This is a genomic window from Enterobacter sp. SORGH_AS_0287 (assembly GCF_031453695.1).
Taxonomy (GTDB): Bacteria; Pseudomonadota; Gammaproteobacteria; order Enterobacterales; family Enterobacteriaceae; genus Enterobacter; species Enterobacter ludwigii.
Genome location: NZ_JAVIZW010000001.1, coordinates 3,933,768 through 3,954,610 on the forward strand (window position 1 = coordinate 3,933,768; position 20,843 = coordinate 3,954,610).

At 56.3% G+C, this 20,843-nt stretch carries 18 protein-coding genes; 5 read left to right on the plus strand and 13 right to left on the minus strand.

Annotated elements, in window-relative coordinates; all coding sequences use genetic code 11:
* Window positions 1–5 precede the first annotated feature (5 nt).
* A complete protein-coding gene (gene malQ / locus QE396_RS18615; RefSeq protein WP_020884566.1) occupies window positions 6–2,087 on the plus strand; it encodes a 4-alpha-glucanotransferase in 2,082 nt (693 codons plus the stop codon).
* 52 nt (window positions 2,088–2,139) lie between these two features.
* Here the strand turns inward: malQ and gntT are convergent, their stop codons facing one another.
* The 3 genes from gntT to gntX all read right to left on the minus strand — a co-directional run bounded on the left by gntT (window position 2,140) and on the right by gntX (window position 5,084).
* Complete coding sequence (gntT, locus tag QE396_RS18620; protein ID WP_014171973.1) at window positions 2,140–3,456, minus strand: gluconate transporter; 1,317 nt, start codon at window positions 3,454–3,456, stop codon at window positions 2,140–2,142.
* Between the two features lie 307 nt (window positions 3,457–3,763).
* Complete coding sequence (gene nfuA / locus QE396_RS18625) at window positions 3,764–4,339, minus strand: Fe-S biogenesis protein NfuA (protein ID WP_003861601.1); 576 nt, start codon at window positions 4,337–4,339, stop codon at window positions 3,764–3,766.
* A gap of 61 nt (window positions 4,340–4,400) precedes the next feature.
* Window positions 4,401–5,084 (minus strand): DNA utilization protein GntX, encoded by a 684-nt coding sequence (gene gntX / locus QE396_RS18630; protein ID WP_020884567.1) that lies wholly within the window; start codon window positions 5,082–5,084, stop codon window positions 4,401–4,403.
* A gap of 36 nt (window positions 5,085–5,120) precedes the next feature.
* On the opposite strand from gntX, the gene bioH reads away from it, so the two are divergent.
* On the plus strand, window positions 5,121–5,894 hold the full coding sequence (gene bioH, locus QE396_RS18635; RefSeq protein WP_020884568.1) for a pimeloyl-ACP methyl ester esterase BioH: 774 nt from the start codon (window positions 5,121–5,123) through the stop codon (window positions 5,892–5,894).
* 111 nt (window positions 5,895–6,005) lie between these two features.
* Window positions 6,006–6,275, plus strand: a complete 270-nt coding sequence (locus QE396_RS18640) for a YdgH/BhsA/McbA-like domain containing protein (RefSeq protein ID WP_020884569.1) — start codon at window positions 6,006–6,008, stop codon at window positions 6,273–6,275.
* 30 nt (window positions 6,276–6,305) lie between these two features.
* Here QE396_RS18640 and feoC read toward each other — a convergent pair whose 3' ends face one another.
* The 5 genes from feoC to greB all read right to left on the minus strand — a co-directional run bounded on the left by feoC (window position 6,306) and on the right by greB (window position 12,317).
* Window positions 6,306–6,545 carry a [Fe-S]-dependent transcriptional repressor FeoC gene (gene feoC / locus QE396_RS18645; protein WP_014171968.1) on the minus strand — a complete coding sequence of 80 codons (240 nt, stop codon included), beginning with the start codon at window positions 6,543–6,545 and terminating at the stop codon, window positions 6,306–6,308.
* A 10-nt stretch (window positions 6,546–6,555) separates the two neighbouring features.
* Window positions 6,556–8,874, minus strand: a complete 2,319-nt coding sequence (gene feoB, locus QE396_RS18650; RefSeq protein ID WP_014171967.1) for a Fe(2+) transporter permease subunit FeoB — start codon at window positions 8,872–8,874, stop codon at window positions 6,556–6,558.
* A gap of 30 nt (window positions 8,875–8,904) precedes the next feature.
* On the minus strand, window positions 8,905–9,132 hold the full coding sequence (feoA, locus tag QE396_RS18655) for a ferrous iron transporter A (protein WP_020884570.1): 228 nt from the start codon (window positions 9,130–9,132) through the stop codon (window positions 8,905–8,907).
* 292 nt (window positions 9,133–9,424) lie between these two features.
* Window positions 9,425–11,755: a Tex family protein gene (locus tag QE396_RS18660; RefSeq protein ID WP_020884571.1), complete on the minus strand. Its 2,331-nt coding sequence runs from the start codon at window positions 11,753–11,755 to the stop codon at window positions 9,425–9,427.
* Window positions 11,756–11,843: 88 nt separating this feature from the next.
* Window positions 11,844–12,317 (minus strand): transcription elongation factor GreB, encoded by a 474-nt coding sequence (gene greB, locus QE396_RS18665; RefSeq protein WP_014171964.1) that lies wholly within the window; start codon window positions 12,315–12,317, stop codon window positions 11,844–11,846.
* A gap of 232 nt (window positions 12,318–12,549) precedes the next feature.
* Here greB and ompR point away from each other — a divergent pair, with 232 nt between their 5' ends.
* Together ompR and envZ are read left to right on the plus strand one after the other, a co-directional pair.
* Window positions 12,550–13,269 (plus strand): two-component system response regulator OmpR, encoded by a 720-nt coding sequence (ompR, locus tag QE396_RS18670; RefSeq protein ID WP_006177890.1) that lies wholly within the window; start codon window positions 12,550–12,552, stop codon window positions 13,267–13,269.
* Entirely contained in the window at window positions 13,266–14,612 is a 1,347-nt protein-coding gene (gene envZ / locus QE396_RS18675) for a two-component system sensor histidine kinase EnvZ (protein ID WP_014171962.1), read from the plus strand. Before ompR ends, envZ begins: the two co-directional genes overlap by 4 nt.
* Window positions 14,613–14,659: 47 nt before the next feature.
* Here envZ and pckA read toward each other — a convergent pair whose 3' ends face one another.
* From pckA to QE396_RS18700, 5 genes are all read right to left on the minus strand, one after another.
* Window positions 14,660–16,279: a phosphoenolpyruvate carboxykinase (ATP) gene (gene pckA / locus QE396_RS18680; protein WP_014171961.1), complete on the minus strand. Its 1,620-nt coding sequence runs from the start codon at window positions 16,277–16,279 to the stop codon at window positions 14,660–14,662.
* Between the two features lie 353 nt (window positions 16,280–16,632).
* Entirely contained in the window at window positions 16,633–17,511 is an 879-nt protein-coding gene (gene hslO, locus QE396_RS18685; protein ID WP_014171960.1) for an Hsp33 family molecular chaperone HslO, read from the minus strand.
* A gap of 24 nt (window positions 17,512–17,535) precedes the next feature.
* Complete coding sequence (hslR, locus tag QE396_RS18690; RefSeq protein ID WP_020884572.1) at window positions 17,536–17,937, minus strand: ribosome-associated heat shock protein Hsp15; 402 nt, start codon at window positions 17,935–17,937, stop codon at window positions 17,536–17,538.
* On the minus strand, window positions 17,934–18,617 hold the full coding sequence (gene yrfG / locus QE396_RS18695) for a GMP/IMP nucleotidase (protein ID WP_020884573.1): 684 nt from the start codon (window positions 18,615–18,617) through the stop codon (window positions 17,934–17,936). The genes hslR and yrfG overlap by 4 nt, the downstream gene beginning before the upstream one ends.
* A gap of 67 nt (window positions 18,618–18,684) precedes the next feature.
* Window positions 18,685–20,820: an intracellular growth attenuator family protein gene (locus tag QE396_RS18700; RefSeq protein ID WP_020884574.1), complete on the minus strand. Its 2,136-nt coding sequence runs from the start codon at window positions 20,818–20,820 to the stop codon at window positions 18,685–18,687.
* Window positions 20,821–20,843: the final 23 nt, after the last annotated feature.

Consider the following 20,843-nt stretch of genomic DNA (forward strand, 5'->3'; position numbering starts at 1 on the left):
GCGCGATGGAGAGTAAACGTCTGGACAGTGCCGCGCAGGCGGCGGGGATCAGCCTCAGTTACATTAATGCTCACGGCAAACCACAGTCTATTGGCGCCGACACCAAAAGACGTTTGCTGGATGCCATGCACAAGACCGACGCGAAAGCGTCGGTTGCTCCGGTGCCGAACGTGAAGGTGTTTACCGCCGGTAAAAAGATGCCGCTTACGGTAAACGGGCGCGGCGAATTTAGCTGGCTGCTCACGACCGAAGAGGGGCAACAGCACAAAGGCCACGCCACCGGTGGCAAAGCGCTTAACCTTCCGGCAAAACTGCCGGAGGGCTATCACACGTTAACCCTCACGCAGGACGGCCAGCGTTTTCATTGTCGGGTGATTGTTGCGCCAAAACGCTGCTATGAGCCGCAGGCGTTGCTCGAGGGTAAAAAGCTGTGGGGGGCCTGCGTGCAGCTCTACACGCTGCGCTCTGACAGCAACTGGGGTATCGGCGATTTTGGCGACCTGAAAAAGATGCTGGCGGATGTGGGCGAGCGCGGCGGTGCGTTTATCGGCCTCAACCCCATTCATGCGCTCTATCCGGCGAACCCGGAAAGTGCCAGTCCGTACAGCCCGTCATCCCGTCGCTGGCTGAACGTGATTTACATTGACGTGAATGCCTTAGACGATTTCAAAAGCAGCAAAGAGGCGCAGGCGTGGTGGAACCTCACGACCACTCAGCAGGCGCTGAAGCAGGCGCGCGAGACGGACTGGGTAGACTATGCCACCGTCACCGCACTGAAAATGGCCGCGTTACGTCTGGCGTGGAAAGGTTTTTCGCAGCGTGATGACGAGCAGATGTCGGCTTTCCGCCAGTTTGTAGCTCAGGAAGGCGAGAGCCTTTACTGGCAGGCGGCGTTCGATGCATTGCACGCTTATCAGGTAAAAGAGGACGAAATGCGCTGGGGCTGGCCGGTATGGCCGGAAGCGTATCAATCTGTCGATACGCCCGAAGTGCAGGCGTTCTGCAAAAAGTATGCTGACGAGGTGGACTTCTTCCTCTGGCTGCAGTGGCTGGCTTACAGCCAGTTTGCCGCCTGCTGGCAGGTGAGCCAGGGTTATAAAATGCCGATCGGCCTGTACCGCGATCTGGCCGTTGGCGTGGCGGAAGGCGGGGCGGAAACCTGGTGTGACCGCGAGCTTTATTGCCTGAAGGCCTCCGTGGGCGCACCGCCGGATATTCTTGGCCCGCTCGGCCAGAACTGGGGTTTGCCGCCGATGGATCCACACGTCATGGCTGCGCGGGCTTACGAGCCGTTTATCGACCTGCTGCGCGCCAACATGCAAAACTGCGGCGCGCTGCGAATTGACCACGTGATGTCCGTCCTGCGTCTGTGGTGGATCCCTTATGGTGAAACGGCTGACCACGGCGCGTATGTACAGTATCCGGTTGACGATCTGCTCTCGATCCTGGCGCTGGAGAGTAAACGTCATCAGTGCATGGTGATCGGCGAAGATCTCGGTACCGTGCCGGTTGAGATTGTCAGTAAGCTCCGCGACAGCGGTGTTTACTCCTATAAAGTGCTCTATTTTGAAAACGACCATGAGAAAACCTTCCGCGCGCCGAAAGCGTACCCTGAACAGTCAATGGCAGTCGCGACGACGCATGACCTTCCTACGCTTCGTGGCTATTGGGAAAGCGGCGATCTGACACTCGGTAAAACGCTGGGTCTGTATCCGGATGAAGAGGTCTTACGTGGGCTGTATCAGGATCGCGAGCTGGCGAAGCAAGGGTTGCTTGATGCGTTACACAAGCATGGCTGCCTGCCGAAACGCGCCGGGCATAAGGCATCACTGATGTCGATGACGCCTACGCTCAACCGCGGATTGCAGCGCTATATTGCCGACAGCAACAGTGCCCTGCTGGGTCTGCAGCCGGAAGACTGGATTGATATGGCGGAGCCGGTGAACATTCCGGGTACCAGCTATCAGTACAAGAACTGGCGTCGCAAATTGTCCATCACGCTTGAGAAGATGTTTGCCGATGACGGGGTGAACAGGCTGATTAAGGATTTGGATAAGCGCAGAAAAGCGGTGGGTAAAACGCGGTAGTCTCACAGAGAGAAGAAAGCCGGGTAAGCGCAAGCTACCCGGCTTTTTGATATCAGATAACCATGTTCAACAGCAGAACCCCGACCAGACCACACACCGAAATAATGGTTTCCAGTGCAGACCAGGACTTGATGGTTTCACCGATAGTCAGGTTGAAATATTCCTTGAACAGCCAGAAGCCCGGATCGTTCACGTGAGAGAAAATCACGCTACCGGAACCTACCGCGATAACCATCAGCTCAGGGCTCACGCCCGTCGTCGCAATCAGCGGTGCAACGATACCACCGGCGGTGATTGCTGCAACGGTTGCAGAGCCGAGCGCGATACGCAGCACCGCAGCGATAGACCACGCCATCAGCAGCGGTGACACATTGGTTTCATGCATCATGGCCGCGATGTATTTATCCACGCCGCTGTCGACCAGCACCTGCTTGAACGCACCGCCACCACCGATAATCAGCAGCATCATGGCAATGATTTTGATGGAAGAGGTCAGCGTGTCGTTAATCTGATCCATTGAACGACCACGGTTCAGGCCGAAGGTGAACATCGCAATCAGTACCGCAATCAGCGTCGCCATCACCGGGTCGCCCAGGAACTCGGCAACGGACAGGAACGGGTGGCCTTTTGGCAGGATCATTTCCGCCACGGCACGCATCGCCATCAGGATGACCGGCACCAGAGAGGTCCAGACGCTGACGCCAAAACCAGGCATCTCTTCTTCCGTGAAGGTTTTCGCGCTGTACAGACCTTCCGGGATAGGCTTATCAATCCCTTTCAGGAAGCGGGCATAAACCGGGCCGGCCAGGATCACCGTCGGGATTGCCAGAATCGTACCGAACAGCAGGGTTTTACCCATATCGGCATGGAAGATGGTGGCGATCGCGGTTGGACCCGGGTGTGGTGGCAGGAAACCGTGCGTAACGGACAGCGCGGCGGCCATCGGTACACCGACATACAGCAGTGGAATGTTCGCTGCCGCTGCGATGGTGAACACCAGTGGCAGCATCAGCACGAAGCCCACTTCATAGAACAGTGCGAAACCGACGGTAAACCCGGTTAACACAACCGCCCACTGGATATTCTTCTTACCAAATTTGGCAATCAGCGTGGTGGCAATACGCTGGGCGCCCCCACAGTCTGCCAGCATTTTGCCGAGCATAGCGCCAAAGCCCATGATCAGTGCCAGGCTACCGAGCGTGCCGCCGACACCGGCTTTAATGGAGCTGATGACTTTCACCAGCGGCATCCCTTGCATCAGACCGACTGCAAGTGCCACCAGAACCAGAGCGATAAACCCGTTCATTTTGAAACGGATCATCAAGAGCAGTAATAACACAACACCGATAGCAACGATGACTAATGGCATGATTTACCTGGCCTTTGAATTGTTATGGGTAACGTCATTGTTTCAACGACAAATTCCGATTGTCCCAACTGGGAACAGAGTGTTAACGGCACTAATACTGTTGCCTTGGAAACTATTAAGTTTAGTCGGCTGTTATGAAGGTGCTTAGTGCCCACGTGAATGATACGGGTAACATGTCGTGGTTGAGAATCACCCTGGGGGGCTAAATTTGAATTATGAGACGCAGGTCAACATATGGGGAGGCAAGGCAGGGAGGGGAAAGCAGGCCCGGTAAGCATAGCGCCACCGGGCAAAAGCAGGCGGACACTTAGTAGTAAGAGTGCTCGCCGCGCTGGTGTTCGGTCAGATCGCGCACACCTTTCAGTTCCGGGAATTCGTTCAGCAGCTGCTTCTCGATCCCTTCTTTCAGCGTGACATCAACCATTGAACAACCGTTACAACCGCCGCCGAACTGCAGGATCGCCAGGCCGTCTTCAGTGATTTCCATCAGGGAAACACGACCGCCGTGCCCCGCCAGCTGCGGGTTGATCTGAGACTGCAGCAGGTACTCGACGCGCTCCATCAGGGGGGCATCGTCAGACACTTTACGCATTTTGGCGTTTGGCGCTTTCAGGGTCAGCTGAGAACCCAGCTGATCGGTGACGAAGTCGATCTCCGCATCTTCAAGATACGGTGCGCTCAGCTCATCAACGTAAGCCGTGAGCTGTTCAAATTTAAGGGCAGTGTCAGTCGCTTCCACTGCGTCCGGAGGACAATAAGAGACACCACATTCTGCATTCGGAGTGCCTGGATTGATCACAAACACGCGGATCTGCGTCCCTTCTTCCTGATTTGCCAGCAGTTTGGCAAAGTGCGCTTGTGCAGAATCGGAAATACGGATCATAGCTTTGGCCTAATAGTTGACTAAATTACCTGGGTATAATCATACGCCCATTGAAGAAGGGCTACAAGGTACGGCACAGACACCATACCTGAACCGACGCGGCGCCGCTTTGCAAAAGCAGTCGGGAAAGTTCAGCAACGGTACTGCCTGTGGTGACAACATCATCCACAATCGCGATATGGAGGCCTTTGACCGGGAATTCAAGACGAAAGGCATTTTTGAGGTTCCTTTTGCGAAGCCGGGCCGTGAGCTGATGCTGGATGGCCGTGTTATGGACGCGTTTGAGCGCACGGGCGTCGTACCGGCAACCGAGCCATCGGGCGAGCGGGCGGCAGAGCAGGTCACTTTGGTTATAGCCGCGTCGCCAGTGTCGGCGACGGTATAAAGGCACGTTAACCACCATGTCGATGTTCGGCAGGCCGCGGGTGCGTCGCGCCTGTAAAACGGCCAGCAGTAACAGGCGGGCGAGGGGACGCGCCAGCACACTCTGGCCGGCAAACTTCAGCGCATGAATAAGGCCGCTTAACGGCGCAACATAATCATCCACAGCCACCAGGGCACACCACGGCGGCGCTTTTTTCAGGCAGCGGCCGCAGGGAACGTCTCGCCCGGTGGCATTTAGCCCACACTGCGGACACGTCATCGCCTGCCTTTTCAGCGAGCGGGTGCAAACGGAGCAGACGCCCCATGCGCTGAGGGCAAGCGGCATCCGGCATAGCCAGCACAAGCCAGGCACTGTTAACATGTGCAACCTCCATGTGAAAAAAGAGAACAGTAACTGATGAAGACGCTGTGGTGGCAGACCGTAGGGACGGGAAATTGCCATCTTGTGCTGCTGCACGGATGGGGCCTGAATGCCGAAGTATGGAATTGCATAACCGGGGAACTCGCCTCGCAATTTACCCTGCATCTGGTGGATTTACCGGGCTTTGGCCGCAGCCGCGGCTTTGGGGCAATGTCGGTCGAGGAGATGGCGCAGCAGGTGCTGGACGCTGCGCCGCAACACGCCATCTGGCTGGGCTGGAGCCTGGGCGGGCTGGTGGCGAGCCAGATTGCGTTGACCCATCCCGAGCGCGTGCGTGCGCTGGTCACGGTAGCCTCGTCACCGTGCTTCAGTGCAAAGGACGACTGGCCGGGCATAAAACCGGATGTGCTGGCCGGGTTCCAGAAACAGCTGAGCGAAGACTTCCAGCGGACCGTTGAGCGTTTCCTGGCCCTGCAGACAATGGGAACCGACACCGCGCGTCAGGATGCCAGAGCGCTGAAGCAGACCGTGCTTTCCCTGCCGATGCCGGACGTTGAGGTGCTTAACGGGGGGCTTGAGATCCTCAAAACCGTCGATTTGCGTGAGCCGCTGGCCGCGCTGGCGATGCCGCACCTGCGTATCTACGGCTACCTCGACGGGCTGGTGCCGCGCAAAGTGGTTCCAGTACTGGATTCACTCTGGCCACAAAGTGAGTCTCTGGTGATAAATAAAGCCGCGCATGCGCCGTTTATCTCTCATCCGGCGGAGTTTTGTTCAGCGCTCGTTGCGTTAAGTCAACGTTTAGACTGATTATTTTCTATCCAGCCTGGAAAAAGTTTCACACCGCAACCATACTCCAGATGTCGTTGCGGTTGTTCTGCCTACGATAATCAAAACAACAATCCTATGGAGAGTCAGGCTATGAAACTTGTTACAGGTATCGTCACTTCTCTGGTTATTGGGTCACTTTCATTTGGCGCCTTTGCGGCACAAGAGCTGGAAAAAGATAAAGTTGCCGGGATGAATCTGACCAAAGTTGGTGAGATTTCTACGTCTGACACGACCGCGCCGATGGACGCCAAAAGAGAGCTGTCTAAGAAAGCGGATGAGCTGGGTGGGAAGTACTACGTCGTCACCAGTGCAGAAAAACAGACCAAAAACGTGCGCGCAACGGCGGACGTCTATAAGTAATACGATAATGCCGGGCAGCGATGCCCGGCTTTATGCGCGCAGTGCCCACCACTCTCTGAGACAGGCTTTTCCTTCCGGGCAGCTTTTACAACTGCCGGACAGGCAGCCCTCCGCCTCTTCCTGAATACGCACCGCTTTTCCCATGGCTTCCAGTCTTTCCAGCATGGCATCGATCATCGGCTGCGGGGTATGCAGGGTGAGGCTCAGCTGTTTCGCCTCCATTCGCCCTTGTAACGCCAGCAGGTCACGTACCTGAATCAACGATGCCATGGCTTACCCCTTAGTGACAGTCGCCCGCCGGGCTGTTGCAGCAGGTGGCAGCCGTTTTGCGGTTTGCCAGCAGGTTGATATCAACCCGGCTGCGTGCCCGGCGTAGCAGGCCGAGAACGAGCACGTTAAACAGCACAACCGCCAGGATGCACACCAGGCTATACCGCGGGTGCTGGCTAAAGTTAACGGTCTGATAAAAGAGCGTCGCCAGCGAGTAAGCGATGTTGAGCCCCCACAGAATGGAGAAGCCCATCCAGCCACGGCTGGACTCGCGGGCAATCGCACCCATGACGGAGATGCACGGAATATAGAGCAGAACAAAGATGAGGTAGCTGTAGGCCGCAGAGGCGCTACCAAATTTCTCGCTCATCACGCCCATGGCACCCGTCGCCATTTCGCCGTCACCTTTACTGGCCTCGATAGGGTTCGCCAGCACGCTCAGGCTGAAGGTGTCTTTCAGACTCTGCCATGTCTCTTCGACGGCGCCCAGCAGTTCGTTACCGAGATGAAACTCTGCCGGATTGAACGCTTGCTCCTGGATGTTCTCCGCGGTGTAGAGCGTATTCAGGGTCCCGACGACCACCTCTTTCGCCATCGCACCGGTGAACAGACCGACGGTCGCCTGCCAGTTATCGTCATGGACGCCAATCGGTTTGAAGACCGGGGTTATGACGCGGCTGACGGAGGCGAGGGCGGAGTCGTTGATGTTATCCGCAGCCTGTCCGCTCAGGGTGAAGCTGTTCAGCGCGCTCAGGAAAATACTCACGATAACAATCACTTTACCGGCACGCAGGACGAAGCCTTTCAGGCGCTGCCAGGTCTGGATCACCAGGCTTTTAAGATGGGGGACGTGGTAGACCGGCAGTTCCATGACGAACGGCGACGCTTCGCCGCGCATGATGGTGTGTTTCAGCATCAGCCCCGTGAGAATGGCCATGACGATACCCAGCACGTACAGCGAGAAGACCGCCAGCGCCCCCTGCTGCCCAAAGAAGGCCGCGGCAAAGACCGCGAAGATAGCCAGTCGCGCACCGCAGGACATAAACGGTGCCATCATAATGGTCATCAGACGTTCACGCGGCGCATCCAGCGTACGGGCACCCATAACCGAGGGCACGTTACAGCCGAAGCCCACGATCAGCGGCACGAAGGATTTGCCTGGCAGACCGAGCGCCTGCATCAGGCGATCCATGACGAAGGCGGCGCGCGCCATGTAACCGGAATCCTCAAGGAAGGAGAGGAACAGATACATCATGCCGATTTGCGGCACCAGAGGCAGTACGGTGTTGATACCACCGCCAATCCCCTGGGCAAGGAAGATGGTCAGCCATTCCGGGAAATGCAGGGTGTAACCCACCCACTGAATGCCATGAACAAAGATAGCAACGGAACCGGCATCGAAAATCGGCTGGAGTGCGCCACCAATGTTAATGGCGAGCAAGAACATCAGGTACATCACCAGCAAGAAGACCGGCAAACCGAGGAAGCGGTTAAGCACAACCTTATCCACGGCCGCGGTGAAGCGGCTCGGTTCCGCCGTCAGGGCGTTACTGACCACGTCGCAAATCGCGGCGATGGCCTGATAGCGAGCATCAGCGATATGCAGGGCCGGGTCATCCAGCTCGTCGCTCAGACGGGCGAGGACCACGTCCAGTTTATCTGCCGCATGACCAGCATAGGCGCGGCTGTAGATATCCCCTTCCAGCATTTGCAGGCCGAGCCACAGGCGCTGTTTCGCGGGCATGCTTTTGTCCATCTCTTGCGCCAGCAGATCTGCTTCGCGCAGGAGCGGCTGGGCGTAGTGCACCAGCTCAACGTTACGATTTCCCGCGTGGCGATCGATAGCCAGTTTCAGGGCATCAATACCGCGGGCGCGCGTCGACACCAGCGGAACGACCGGGCACCCCAGCCGTGCGGAGAGGGCATCGACGTCGATACGCAGTTTCTGTTTCTCTGCAATGTCGAGCATGTTGAGCGCCACGATGCAGGGAATGCCCAGCTCCAGCAGCTGCAGCGTCAGGTAGAGGTTACGCTCAAGGTTTGAGGCATCAACCACGTTGATGAGCAGATCCGCGTCGCCGCTAAGAATATAGTGGCAGGCAATCTGCTCATCGAGCGAAGTTTGCGAGGAGATCGTGGTTAAGGAGTACGTGCCGGGCAGGTCAACCAGCGTGACCTGGTGATCTGTTGTTGAGAACAGGCCTTCTTTACGTTCAACCGTTACGCCAGCCCAGTTACCGACGCGCTGGCGCGCACCCGTGAGCTGGTTAAATAGCGTTGTCTTGCCGGAATTAGGATTGCCAATTAAGCCAATAGTTAATTTTTTCATTTTTCTGGACTCACTGAAACCGCTGGCTTGTTATCGGGATAAGGCTTCGACTTCTATTAATGCGAGATCTTTTTTACGCAATACCAGATTTACGCGTCGGGTTTCGATATGCACCGGATCACCTAACGGGGCGACGCGCACGACCTGAAATGACGAGCCGGGCAGCATGCCCAGTGACAGCAGCTTTTGTCGATAGGCCGGGCTAATTTCGTGGGTAAAACCGGTAATTTTCCATGCACTGTCTGGAGTGAATTGCATAATGCCTGATTCCACGAGAGGTTAAAATATCTACTATGGGATGATAATGAGAATAGTTTTTATCAGCAATAATAAAACTGTGACGGAATGTTGTTTGCGGTATTAATTTACGGCCTGTTTGACCTTGCTCAATATTTACGGATTCTGCGGCAGGGAGAGGAAAGGCTTATTTGTTAATAGTGTGATCACTGGTGGTTGAAATATAGATATACAACCGGTTTCATATTTTACAATTAATTTCGGCGGGATAACGGCCCGGTGAGTGACGCATCACCGGGCCTTTTTTATGCGGTTAGCGTTTCTTACCCATTGCTGCCGCCAGCGCATCCATCATGGCGCTGTTGCCCGCAGGCTGGGCGTCACGTCCGCGTGGCTTCGCCGCTTTTGCGGCCGGGCGCTGCTGCTCGCGTCCGCCGCCGTTACTGCCGCGGCGCGCGTTGGTTTCACCTGGCTGCTCGTCCAGACGCATCGTCAGGGCAATACGCTTACGCTGCAGATCCACTTCCATCACTTTCACCTTCACGATGTCGCCCGCTTTGACCACGGTATGCGGATCTTCAACGAATTTATCGGCAAGGGAAGAGATGTGGACCAGACCGTCCTGGTGCACGCCGATATCGACAAACGCGCCAAAGTTGGTGACGTTAGTGACCGCCCCTTCGAGTACCATGCCCGGAAGCAGGTCATTCATGGTTTCAACGCCGTCGGCGAAGGTCGCGGTTTTAAACTCAGGACGCGGATCGCGGCCCGGTTTTTCCAGCTCTTTGATGATGTCCGTGACCGTCGGCACCCCGAACTGTTCGTCGGTAAAATCGACCGCCTTCAGGTTGCGCAGCGCGCTGCTGTCGCCCATCAGGTCTTTCAGCGCCTGCTGGGTTGCGGCCAGAATGCGTTCCACTACCGGGTACGCTTCCGGGTGAACGGTTGAGGCATCCAGCGGGTTATCGCCGTGGTTGATGCGCAGGAAGCCCGCGCACTGCTCAAACGCTTTTGGCCCCAGACGGCTCACCTTCAGCAACTGCTGGCGGTTCTGGAACTGGCCGTTTTCATCACGCCAGGCAACGATGTTTTGCGCCATCATGCGGGTTAAGCCCGCCACGCGGGTCAGCAGGGGAACAGAGGCCGTGTTCAGGTCAACGCCGACGGCGTTTACGCAGTCTTCCACGACCGCATCCAGCTTACGGGCCAGTTGAGTCTGGCTCACGTCATGCTGATACTGGCCGACGCCGATGGATTTCGGGTCGATCTTAACCAGCTCCGCCAGCGGATCCTGCAGACGACGGGCGATAGAAACCGCACCGCGCAGGGAAACGTCCAGGTCCGGGAACTCCAGGGCGGCCAGTTCAGACGCCGAATAGACGGAAGCGCCCGCCTCGCTGACAATCACTTTCTGTGCGGTGACTTTCGGGAACTGTTTCTGCACATCGAGGTAGAAACGCTCGGTTTCACGGGAGGCCGTACCGTTGCCGATGGCCACCAGCTCCACGTTGTATTTCTCGCACAGCGCCGCAACCACGACGGCAGCCTTCGCCGCCTGGCCGGTATGCGGATAAATGGTGTCGGTAGCCACCAGCTTGCCGGTACCGTCAACCACGGCCACTTTTACGCCGGTACGCAGACCCGGATCGAGCCCCATGGTGGCGCGCAGGCCGGCAGGTGCGGCCATCAGCAGGTCGTGCAGGTTACGGGCGAAGACGTTGATTGCTTCGTCTTCGGCGCGTTCACGCACGGTGCCCATCAGTTCGGTTTCGAGGTGCATCAGCACCTTGATGCGCCACGTCCAGCTCACCACGCCTTTGCGCCAGCTGTCTGCCGGCGCGTTGTTCAGGCGCAGGCCGAGGTGGTCGATAATGATCTGCTCGCAGTGGCTCTCTTTTGGTGGCTCGTCAAACTGTGGGTCGGCATTCAGGGAGAGCTGGAGCACGCCTTCGTTGCGGCCGCGGAACATCGCCAGCGCGCGGTGTGAAGGGGTAGTAGAGATGGGTTCGTGATGATCGAAATAATCGCGGAACTTGGCACCTTCTTCCTCTTTCCCGCTGACCACGGTAGAGACGATGTGGGCGTTTTTCCACAGATAGTCACGCACTTTCGCGAGCAGGCCGGCATCTTCGGAGAAGCGCTCCATCAGAATGTAGCGCGCGCCGTCGAGTGCGGCTTTGGTGTCTGCAACCCCTTTATCGGCATCGATAAACTTCGCGGCTTCGGTTTCCGGGTCGTGGGACGGTTCGTTCCACAGCAGTTCGGCCAGCGGCTCCAGGCCTGCCTCAATGGCAATCTGTCCACGGGTGCGGCGCTTCGGTTTGTACGGCAGATAAAGGTCTTCGAGTTCGGTTTTGCTCAGGGTGCCGTTGATTGCGGTTTCCAGCTCGCTGGTCAGTTTTCCCTGTTCGCCGATGGATTTGAGGATCGCCTGACGACGGTCTTCCAGTTCGCGCAGGTAACCGAGACGGGTCTCCAGGTTACGCAGCTGCGTGTCATCCAGACCGCCGGTGACTTCCTTACGATAACGTGCAATAAACGGCACGGTGTTCCCTTCATCAAGCAGGCGAACGGCAGCTTCTACCTGTTCGGCTCTGGCCTGAAGTTCACCCGCAATAATGCGGCAGAGCGAATCTTTCATCATGGCTTTATCATCTGTTGAGTCGAAAAAATCAGGGGATAGTTATACGGGCTGACACGGCAAAATGCCAGCCGCGGAGGGCGCTCTCGGACTATTTAACGTACGTAATTTCGTTGACGTACCAGCTGGCTTCGCCGCCAGGGGTCTGCACGACGGCCAAATCGCCCACTTCCTTTTTCAGCAGCGCACGGGCCATTGGTGAGTCGATAGAGATGTAATCCTTACGACCAAAAATTTCGTCATAGCCGACGATACGAAAACGCAGGGTGTCGCCATCGTCGTTCTCAATCTCGACCCATGCGCCGAAAAACACTTTGCCTTCCTGCTGTGGGGAGTAATCCACTATTTTGAGGTTCTCAAGGCATTTGGTCAGATAGCGGACCCGGCGGTCGATTTCACGTAACCGTTTTTTGTTGTACTGGTAGTCAGCATTTTCACTGCGATCGCCCAGGCTTGCGGCCCAGGTCACTTTCTTGGTCACTTCAGGACGCTCTTCGCGCCACAGGTAATCCATCTCTTTTTTGAGTTTCTCATACCCTTCGCGGGTGATCAGGGGCGTTTTCATGGGGTGACCTTCAGACTCGACATCATTGCATTCTTTGCGCACATTACGTATCACGTAGTCTAACAGACAACGTTAATAATGATTTATGTGATGAAATGTGCAGATAAGCTGCTGTTAAATATGCTTTGTAACAATTTCGACTAGAATTTATACCAGAATTAGCTGGTCGAACACGTGCACTTTTTTAGAATACGCTGTTATTAGACTATCCGAACCTTTGGGAGTACACACAATGCAAGAGAACTACAAAATTCTGGTCGTGGATGACGACATGCGCCTGCGTGCGCTGCTTGAGCGTTATCTGACCGAGCAGGGCTTCCAGGTTCGTAGCGTGGCCAACGCTGAGCAGATGGACCGTCTGCTGACCCGCGAATCATTCCATCTTATGGTACTCGACCTGATGCTGCCTGGTGAAGACGGGCTTTCCATCTGCCGCCGTCTGCGTAGCCAGAGCAACCCTATGCCGATCATCATGGTGACGGCGAAAGGGGAAGAGGTTGACCGCATCGTTGGTCTGGAAATCGGCGCTGACGACTACATTCCAAAACCGTTCAACCCGCGTGAACTGCTGGCCCGTATTCGCGCCGTGCTGCGCCGTCAGGCGAACGAACTGCCTGGCGCACCGTCGCAGGAAGAAGCGGTGATTGCGTTTGGTAAGTTCAAGCTGAATCTCGGTACCCGTGAGATGTTCCGTGAAGATGAACCTATGCCGCTCACCAGCGGTGAGTTCGCGGTGCTGAAAGCGCTGGTCAGCCACCCGCGTGAGCCGCTTTCACGTGACAAGCTGATGAACCTGGCGCGTGGCCGTGAATACTCCGCAATGGAACGTTCCATTGACGTGCAGATCTCCCGTCTGCGCCGCATGGTGGAAGAAGATCCGGCGCATCCTCGTTATATTCAGACCGTATGGGGTCTGGGCTACGTGTTTGTCCCGGACGGCGCTAAAGCATGAGGCGAATGCGCTTCTCTCCGCGAAGCTCATTTGCCCGTACGCTGTTACTGATTGTCACCCTGCTGTTCGTCAGCCTGGTGACAACCTATCTGGTGGTGCTGAACTTTGCGATCCTGCCGAGCCTCCAGCAGTTCAATAAGGTTCTGGCATACGAAGTGCGTATGCTGATGACCGATAAACTGCAACTGGAGGACGGCACGCAGTTAGTTGTTCCCCCGGCGTTTCGCCGTGAAATCTACCGTGAGCTGGGTATTTCGCTTTACTCCAACGAAGCGGCAGAAGACGCTGGCCTGCGCTGGGCGCAGCATTATGAGTTCCTCAGTCAGCAGATGGCGCAGCAGTTAGGTGGCCCGACGGAAGTGCGCGTTGAGGTCAACAAAAGCTCGCCGGTCGTCTGGCTGAAAACCTGGCTGTCACCCAATATCTGGGTGCGCGTCCCGCTGACCGAAATTCACCAGGGTGACTTCTCACCGCTGTTCCGCTACACCCTTGCCATTATGCTGCTGGCGATAGGCGGCGCGTGGCTGTTTATTCGTATACAGAACCGACCGTTGGTCGACCTGGAGCACGCTGCGCTGCAGGTCGGTAAAGGGATTATTCCTCCGCCACTGCGTGAGTACGGCGCCTCGGAAGTGCGTTCCGTGACGCGGGCCTTTAACCATATGGCGGCCGGCGTGAAGCAGCTGGCAGACGACCGTACGTTGCTGATGGCGGGCGTGAGTCATGACCTGCGCACGCCGCTCACGCGTATCCGCCTGGCGACGGAGATGATGGGCGAAGAGGATGGTTATCTTGCGGAGTCCATTAACAAGGACATCGAAGAGTGTAACGCCATCATCGAGCAGTTCATTGACTACCTGCGCACCGGGCAGGAGATGCCGATGGAGATGGCCGATCTGAATGCGGTACTCGGTGAAGTGGTCGCGGCGGAAAGCGGCTACGAGCGAGAAATCGACACCGACCTGCAGGCCGGTGAAATTCAGGTGCGGATGCACCCGCTTTCCATTAAACGTGCGGTGGCCAATATGGTGGTTAACGCGGCCCGTTATGGCAATGGCTGGATTAAAGTCAGCAGCGGGTCTGAGCTCAACCGCGCCTGGTTCCAGGTCGAAGATGACGGTCCGGGCATTAAGCCAGAGCAGCGTAAGCATCTGTTCCAGCCGTTTGTGCGGGGCGATAGCGCGCGCAGTACCAGCGGAACCGGCTTAGGCCTGGCGATTGTGCAGCGTATTGTCGATAACCATAACGGCTTGCTGGAGATTGGGACCAGTGAGCGGGGCGGTTTAAGCATTCGCGCATGGTTACCGGTGCCGGTGACGCGCGGGCAGGTGAGAGAGAGTTAAAAAAGGGTGGCAAAAGCCACCCTTTTTTTTGCAGGTCGGGTCAGGTATTACAGCTTCGGTCCCGCACTCACCAGCGCTTCACCTGCCGGGGTATCGGTATACTTCTCGAAGTTCTCAATAAACAGTTTCGCCAGCGATTCTGCTTTCTCACGCCACTGCTCCGGTGAACCGTAGGTATTGCGTGGGTCGAGAATACGGGTCTCTACGCCCGGCAGCGCCGTCGGGATTGCCAGATCAAACATCGGCAGCGTGAAGGTTTCGGCGTTATCGAGTGAACCATCCAGAATGGCGTCGATAATGGCGCGGGTATCTTTGATGGAGATACGTTTGCCGGTGCCGTTCCAGCCGGTATTCACCAGGTACGCCTGCGCACCGGACGCCTGCATGCGTTTGACCAGCACTTCCGCGTACTGCGTCGGGTGCAGCGACAGGAACGCTGCGCCGAAGCAGGCGGAGAAGGTTGGCGTTGGCTCCGTCACGCCGCGCTCGGTACCGGCCAGTTTGGCGGTAAAACCAGACAGGAAGTGGTACTGCGTCTGGCTGGCGGTCAGGCGGGACACCGGAGGCAACACGCCGAACGCATCTGCCGTCAGGAAAATCACCTTCGTCGCGTGGCCCGCTTTTGACACCGGCTTCACGATGTTGTCGATGTGGTAGATAGGGTAAGACACGCGGGTGTTTTCGGTTTTCGAAGCATCGTCGAAGTCGATCGTTCCATCGGCACGCACGGTGACGTTTTCCAGCAGCGCATCGCGGCGGATGGCATGGAAGATATCTGGCTCCGCTTCTTCAGACAGGCGAATGGTCTTCGCGTAGCAGCCCCCTTCGAAGTTAAACACGCCGTCATCATCCCAGCCGTGCTCGTCATCGCCAATCAGACGACGTTTCGGATCGGTAGAAAGGGTGGTTTTACCGGTGCCGGACAGGCCGAAGAACACCGCCACATCCCCTTTTTCACCGACGTTTGCCGAACAGTGCATGGAGGCGATACCGCGCAGCGGCAGCAGGTAGTTCATCACCGAGAACATCCCTTTCTTCATTTCGCCGCCGTACCAGGTACCGCCGATCAGCTGAATACGCTCGGTCAGGTTAAAGGCGATGAAGTTTTCGGAGTTAAGACCCTGCTCTTTCCACTGTGGGTTCGTGCATTTCGCCCCGTTCATCACGATGAAGTCAGGGGTGAAATCCTGCAGCTCTTTGTCGTCAGGACGAATAAACATGTTTTTCACGAAATGCGCCTGCCAGGCCACTTCAGTGATAAACCGCACGGAAAGACGGGTGTCGGCGTTAGCGCCGCAGAAAGCATCAACGATAAACAGACGCTTGCCGGAAAGTTGATGGGTAACGAGCCCTTTCAGATGCTGCCAGGTTTCAGGAGAGAGCGGTTTGTTATCGTTCTTCCCTTTGCCTTTATCAGCCCACCACAGCGTGTCGCGGGTGGTCTCGTCTCGGACGATGTATTTATCTTTCGGCGAACGACCGGTAAAGATACCGGTATCGACGGCGATAGCACCAAGGTTAGTCAACACACCTCGCTCGTATCCTTCCAGTGCTGGATTGAGCTCTTCCTGATACAGCGTATCGTAATCGGGGTTGTAGACGATTTCCTGGACGTCGTGAATACCATAAGCCTTGAGATCTTGCGGGGTTAAACCAGTAACACGCATATCACTGCTCCTTAGCCAATATGTACTGTCTGAAATTGTAGGGTTTTTGTGAGGTTGTTAACCGCGACGGGGCTCATAGATTTACGCATCTGGACAAAACCCTTACTAACGGAAAACGCTGCGACTCCAGTCACAGGGCAGGCGGATTATCGCAGGAATCGCTTTTTGGTTGGGGAAAATGTTCCGAAAAGGTTAATGGCTGGTGATTTTATCGGAAGGAATGTGAATGTAATCGCATACACGTAAGAAAATTACGTAAGAGTTACAGTGTTAAAAACGATTCAGCCAGAGAGGGCTTTTTTGCACCTTGCCCTCTCGCAAAAGGGAGAGGGTAAGGTGAGGGCAGGCTTTGCTTAGTGGACCTGAGGATCCGCCGGGGAGGCGTTGTTGCGGATCTCAGCAATATCCATCGAATTGAACACGTAGTGCGTACCGCAGTAGTCACAGTGCATATCGATTTCGCCGTCTTCCGCCATGATGCTGTCGATCTCTTCATCCGGCAGGGTCTTCAGCGCGCCAGCGCAGCGTTCACGTGAACAGGTGCACTTAAATTCCACCGACTGTGGGTCGTAAACCGTCACTTCTTCTTCGTGATAAAGACGCCACAGGACATCGGTCGCCGACAGGGTGAACAGCTCTTCTGCTTTGACGGTTTCCGTCAGGGTCGCGAGGTGCTCGAAGTCGTTGGTCTGCGCGTCCTGCGCAGGCAGAACCTGCAGCAGCATACCGCCAGCAGCAGGCTGACCGTCTACTTCACCTGTGCGGATGAACAGACGCGTCGGCAGCTGTTCTGAACGCATGAAGTAATCTTCCAGGCAGGCCGCCAGCGTATCGCCTTCGAGGCCAACCACGCCCTGATAGCGCTCACCTTCCTCCGGGGAGATGGTGATGACCAGATAGCCATTACCCACCAGCGTTTTCAGGTCCGCGTTTTCAGGAACATCGCCCTGTACGCGCGCCACGCCGCGCATCTGCTGCTGGTTATTACCGTTGATGACCGCCAGGGTCATAGGGCCATCACCCTGCAACTGCACGGTGATATCCCCGGCAAATTTCAGGGTGGCAGTCAGCAGGCTGGTGGCAACCAGCAGTTCGCCCAACAGGGTTTTCACCGGCAGCGGGTAGTTGTGGTTTTCCAGAATCTGTTTCCAGGTTTCGGATACGGTGACCAGCTCGCCGCGCACGGCGAATTGTTCAAACAGGTAGCGGTGTAATTGGTCGTGTTGGGCCATAATAGTCTCTCGTGCAGGTGAGGGTTACTCGGTCTCACCGTGTTTAAATTTCATCAGATCGCGGCGCTCTTTTTTATCCGGACGCCGGTCCGGGTGGGGCATTGTCAGCGCATTCATTTTGCGCGCCAGCGCGGTCTTCTCGCGTTTTTCAATGCTCTCAGCCGTCTCTTCATACAGCAGTACGGCTTCGGTTGCGGGCCGTCGTTGTTCAGTAATGGCTTTAATCACCACGGTACGTTCATCGTTGCCCTGACGCAGCGTTAAGGTGGCATTCAGTTCGACCAGCTTGCTCGGTTTGCTGCGCTGGCCGTTGTAATGTACTTTACCGCCGTCGATCATGTCGCGGGCAAGGGCGCGCGTTTTATAAAAACGGGCCGCCCACAGCCATTTATCCAGTCTTACCCCTTCAGAGGGTTTTTCTTTCATGGCCTCTCCTTCACGGTCAGTGAGGGGATCATCTGGCGATAGTCGTTCAGCCCCGGATGGCGCAGATAGCTTTTTTCAGCCAGGCCAGAGTCAGGATTGGTAACGCCCAGACAATAGCGAATGCCAAACCTGGCCGCGGAATCCAGAATAGGCTCGCTGTCATCAATAAACAGCGTGCGTTCCGGCTGCAAACCGGTCTCTTCCGCCACCGCATGCCACAACCGCTGATCCTCTTTCGGATAACCAAATGTGTGGGTGGAAAGTAATAAATCAAGGTGCGAAGCAAGACCCGTATGCTTCAGCTTCACGGCCAGATTGTGAGGATGGGCGTTGGTCAGCAAGATACGGCGCTTGCCGCTCGCTTTCAGCGCATCCAGAAAAGGCACGGTATCCTCACGCAGTACGGCGCGCGGGCCCTGGGCGGTGGTCATGGCACAAATATCCAAACCGAGGCGCTCGCTCCAGTAGTCAAGACAGTACCAGTTTAGCGTATGCTGCACCGCGCTATATTGCGAACGAATGAATTCCTGCGCTTCTGCCGGGGAGATCCCCTGCTGTTCACCATAGGTTTCCGGAACCAGCTTTTGCCAGAAATAGTTATCAAAGGCGAGATCGAGCAGCGTGCCGTCCATATCCAGCAGAACGGTATCAACCTCCTGCCAGGCGATATCAAGATGCATAAGGGGGAACTCCAGCCTGAAGAAACGTGCGCGACAGGGTAGCACATCTTGTCGCGCATCGACGTTATCAGATCAGGCTCTCAGAGGAGGGGATCAGCTTAGGGTTAAGGCAATTTTCGTAATACTGCTGGATGTCGGCAAGCCTGGTGCGTGAGCGCTGATAGCGACGCAGCGCCATAAAACCGTTCCAGCAAATGCATACCAGCATCGCAATCATCAGCAGCGAGGTGCCGATGTAGCGCCACAGGCCTGCGCTGTCCGGCATGCGGTGCAGGCCGATGTGGCGCGTGCCGTTGGCATCGGTAAAGATACTCGTCACAATCCCTTCAGCGCTAAACGGCGTCTGCATCAGCATCTGCGCCAGGCGCTGGAACTGGCCCCACTGTTCCTGAGCCGGGTAGTCATAAAGTGCGACCTGCGGGTATGGCTGATCGACCAGGTCGCTCCCTTCATCACTGACGATCACAAAGCCACCCGGTGCCGGGCTGTTCAACGCCTGCGCCGCGCGGGTGGTTTCGCGCATCACGAAGGGTGCGGTTGACGTGGCGACCAGATTATCCAGCGACTCGGCGCTGACCGGACGCAGCAGCACGTTAACGCCATCCAGCCGGCCCGCTTCCGCGCGTTTCACCAGCGAATCCCAGTCTTTACTGTTACCCAGGTTCACAAGGGCGTTTTTGAGACGTACGCATTCGTCCTGAGCGGAACACAAATCCTGCGTTTTCAAAACGATGTCACCAAAGTCGTCCAGAAGCACCATCCCCGATTTCTGAATGGCCGAGCGCAGGGCAGAGCTCACGCGTGAGTCGTCATCGGGTTTCGGGTGCAGCTGGCGGTTGACCGTCTGGGTAAGCGACGTGGCTTTATTGACAACCTCAGATTCAGGCAGCGGCAGCGGCGGCGCATCATTCCAGATAATTTGCGAGCAATCGAACGGCATGAACGGCGAGCTCTGACGCGTATTCCATGCGCCAGGCGTATGAATGTTACACATCCCGGTGCCCTTCAGGCGCAGCGTATCACCGACCCGCACGCCAGCCTCGTCCAGTTGGTTGACGCTGGTTGCCTCAATGGTTTGCGCCCCTTTTATCCATGACAGGGTAAATTTAATGGGCATATCCAGCGGGACAAACAGCAGAAGCATGATAAAGACCAGCGCTGCCCCCCCGGCAATGACCGCACTGCGTAACCAGTGCTGAAGCGGGAAGTTTTTTACTTCATCATGCAGGGATAAAAAGCGCCCCTGGCGCACCACATGGCGGTCAAGGTAGATATCGATATCGGTTTTCTGCCCTAAATCCTGGGCAATCCACGGCTGCCAGTGGCGCGGGTAGATAAGATCGATAATACCAAGCGAGATATTATTGAGGTGCTCCTGGTCACTCTCACCGAACAGACCCCAGCGCTTAGGAGTACCGCGCAGGCAGTGGATCTCACGTAGCGAGGTTTTTGCCGGCGGGGCAAAGAGCCCCCACAGCCCGGCTGCCAGCAACAGCACCGCACCGCCAGCCAGCCAGGGGACAAACACATCCGGCGTCAGCAGGCAGATGAAAAAGAGCAGGAACGCGGCCACGATCAGAATCGCTTCGCGAATCCCGTCAGGGCGGCTCAGGGCGTACTCTTCATGCGTCTCCTGGCGAATGTTCAGCAGCTCGATCTGCTCTGTCTCTTCGCCACGAATGGAGGCCTGCGTTGAGCTTGCGCGTTCCAGCGCAAAACGCGGGGCTTCCTGAAGATATTCATTCAACGTATGGCCGTTGAGCGAGATAACCAGCGGCAACGAATCGGTATGGATCAGCTCTACGCTGTTTTCGTCATTAATGTACTGCTCCCAGGACGGGGGCAGATGCACTTCAACCGAATCCAGGTAATAGCGCCATTTATTGGGATCGTCTGTGGTGATGCCATAGCGGGTGATGGAGCGCGTCACACTGAGCACTGTGTCACTTTGCGCATTTAACTTGATCGCCACCGGCGCAGCAGTTGCCCCCGTCGGCCCAGGTGTTAACTGAGAACGGTTCAGTGTTTCGAGATAGTTTTCTACTGCATCGCGCTCTTCTTGCGTCAGTTTACGCGTCGTCGCACCGGCAAAGGCGTTTAAAAAGGGCAGCCGGTAACGACGCCTTACGCGACGCCTGTATACCCACCCTGCAACCAATGCGCCGGCCAGCATAGCAGCGAGAACAATCAAAATGGTGCTCATGCTTTCCCCATCTTACTTATCTT

Coding starts and splice junctions, on each gene's coding strand:
- malQ (WP_020884566.1), top strand. CDS start 6: ATGGAGAGTAAACGTCTGGACAGTGCCGCGCAGGCGGCGGGGATCAGC.
- gntT (WP_014171973.1), bottom strand. CDS start 3,456: ATGCCATTAGTCATCGTTGCTATCGGTGTTGTGTTATTACTGCTCTTG.
- nfuA (WP_003861601.1), bottom strand. CDS start 4,339: ATGATCCGTATTTCCGATTCTGCACAAGCGCACTTTGCCAAACTGCTG.
- gntX (WP_020884567.1), bottom strand. CDS start 5,084: ATGTTAACAGTGCCTGGCTTGTGCTGGCTATGCCGGATGCCGCTTGCC.
- bioH (WP_020884568.1), top strand. CDS start 5,121: ATGAAGACGCTGTGGTGGCAGACCGTAGGGACGGGAAATTGCCATCTT.
- QE396_RS18640 (WP_020884569.1), top strand. CDS start 6,006: ATGAAACTTGTTACAGGTATCGTCACTTCTCTGGTTATTGGGTCACTT.
- feoC (WP_014171968.1), bottom strand. CDS start 6,545: ATGGCATCGTTGATTCAGGTACGTGACCTGCTGGCGTTACAAGGGCGA.
- feoB (WP_014171967.1), bottom strand. CDS start 8,874: ATGAAAAAATTAACTATTGGCTTAATTGGCAATCCTAATTCCGGCAAG.
- feoA (WP_020884570.1), bottom strand. CDS start 9,132: ATGCAATTCACTCCAGACAGTGCATGGAAAATTACCGGTTTTACCCAC.
- QE396_RS18660 (WP_020884571.1), bottom strand. CDS start 11,755: ATGATGAAAGATTCGCTCTGCCGCATTATTGCGGGTGAACTTCAGGCC.
- greB (WP_014171964.1), bottom strand. CDS start 12,317: ATGAAAACGCCCCTGATCACCCGCGAAGGGTATGAGAAACTCAAAAAA.
- ompR (WP_006177890.1), top strand. CDS start 12,550: ATGCAAGAGAACTACAAAATTCTGGTCGTGGATGACGACATGCGCCTG.
- envZ (WP_014171962.1), top strand. CDS start 13,266: ATGAGGCGAATGCGCTTCTCTCCGCGAAGCTCATTTGCCCGTACGCTG.
- pckA (WP_014171961.1), bottom strand. CDS start 16,279: ATGCGTGTTACTGGTTTAACCCCGCAAGATCTCAAGGCTTATGGTATT.
- hslO (WP_014171960.1), bottom strand. CDS start 17,511: ATGGCCCAACACGACCAATTACACCGCTACCTGTTTGAACAATTCGCC.
- hslR (WP_020884572.1), bottom strand. CDS start 17,937: ATGAAAGAAAAACCCTCTGAAGGGGTAAGACTGGATAAATGGCTGTGG.
- yrfG (WP_020884573.1), bottom strand. CDS start 18,617: ATGCATCTTGATATCGCCTGGCAGGAGGTTGATACCGTTCTGCTGGAT.
- QE396_RS18700 (WP_020884574.1), bottom strand. CDS start 20,820: ATGAGCACCATTTTGATTGTTCTCGCTGCTATGCTGGCCGGCGCATTG.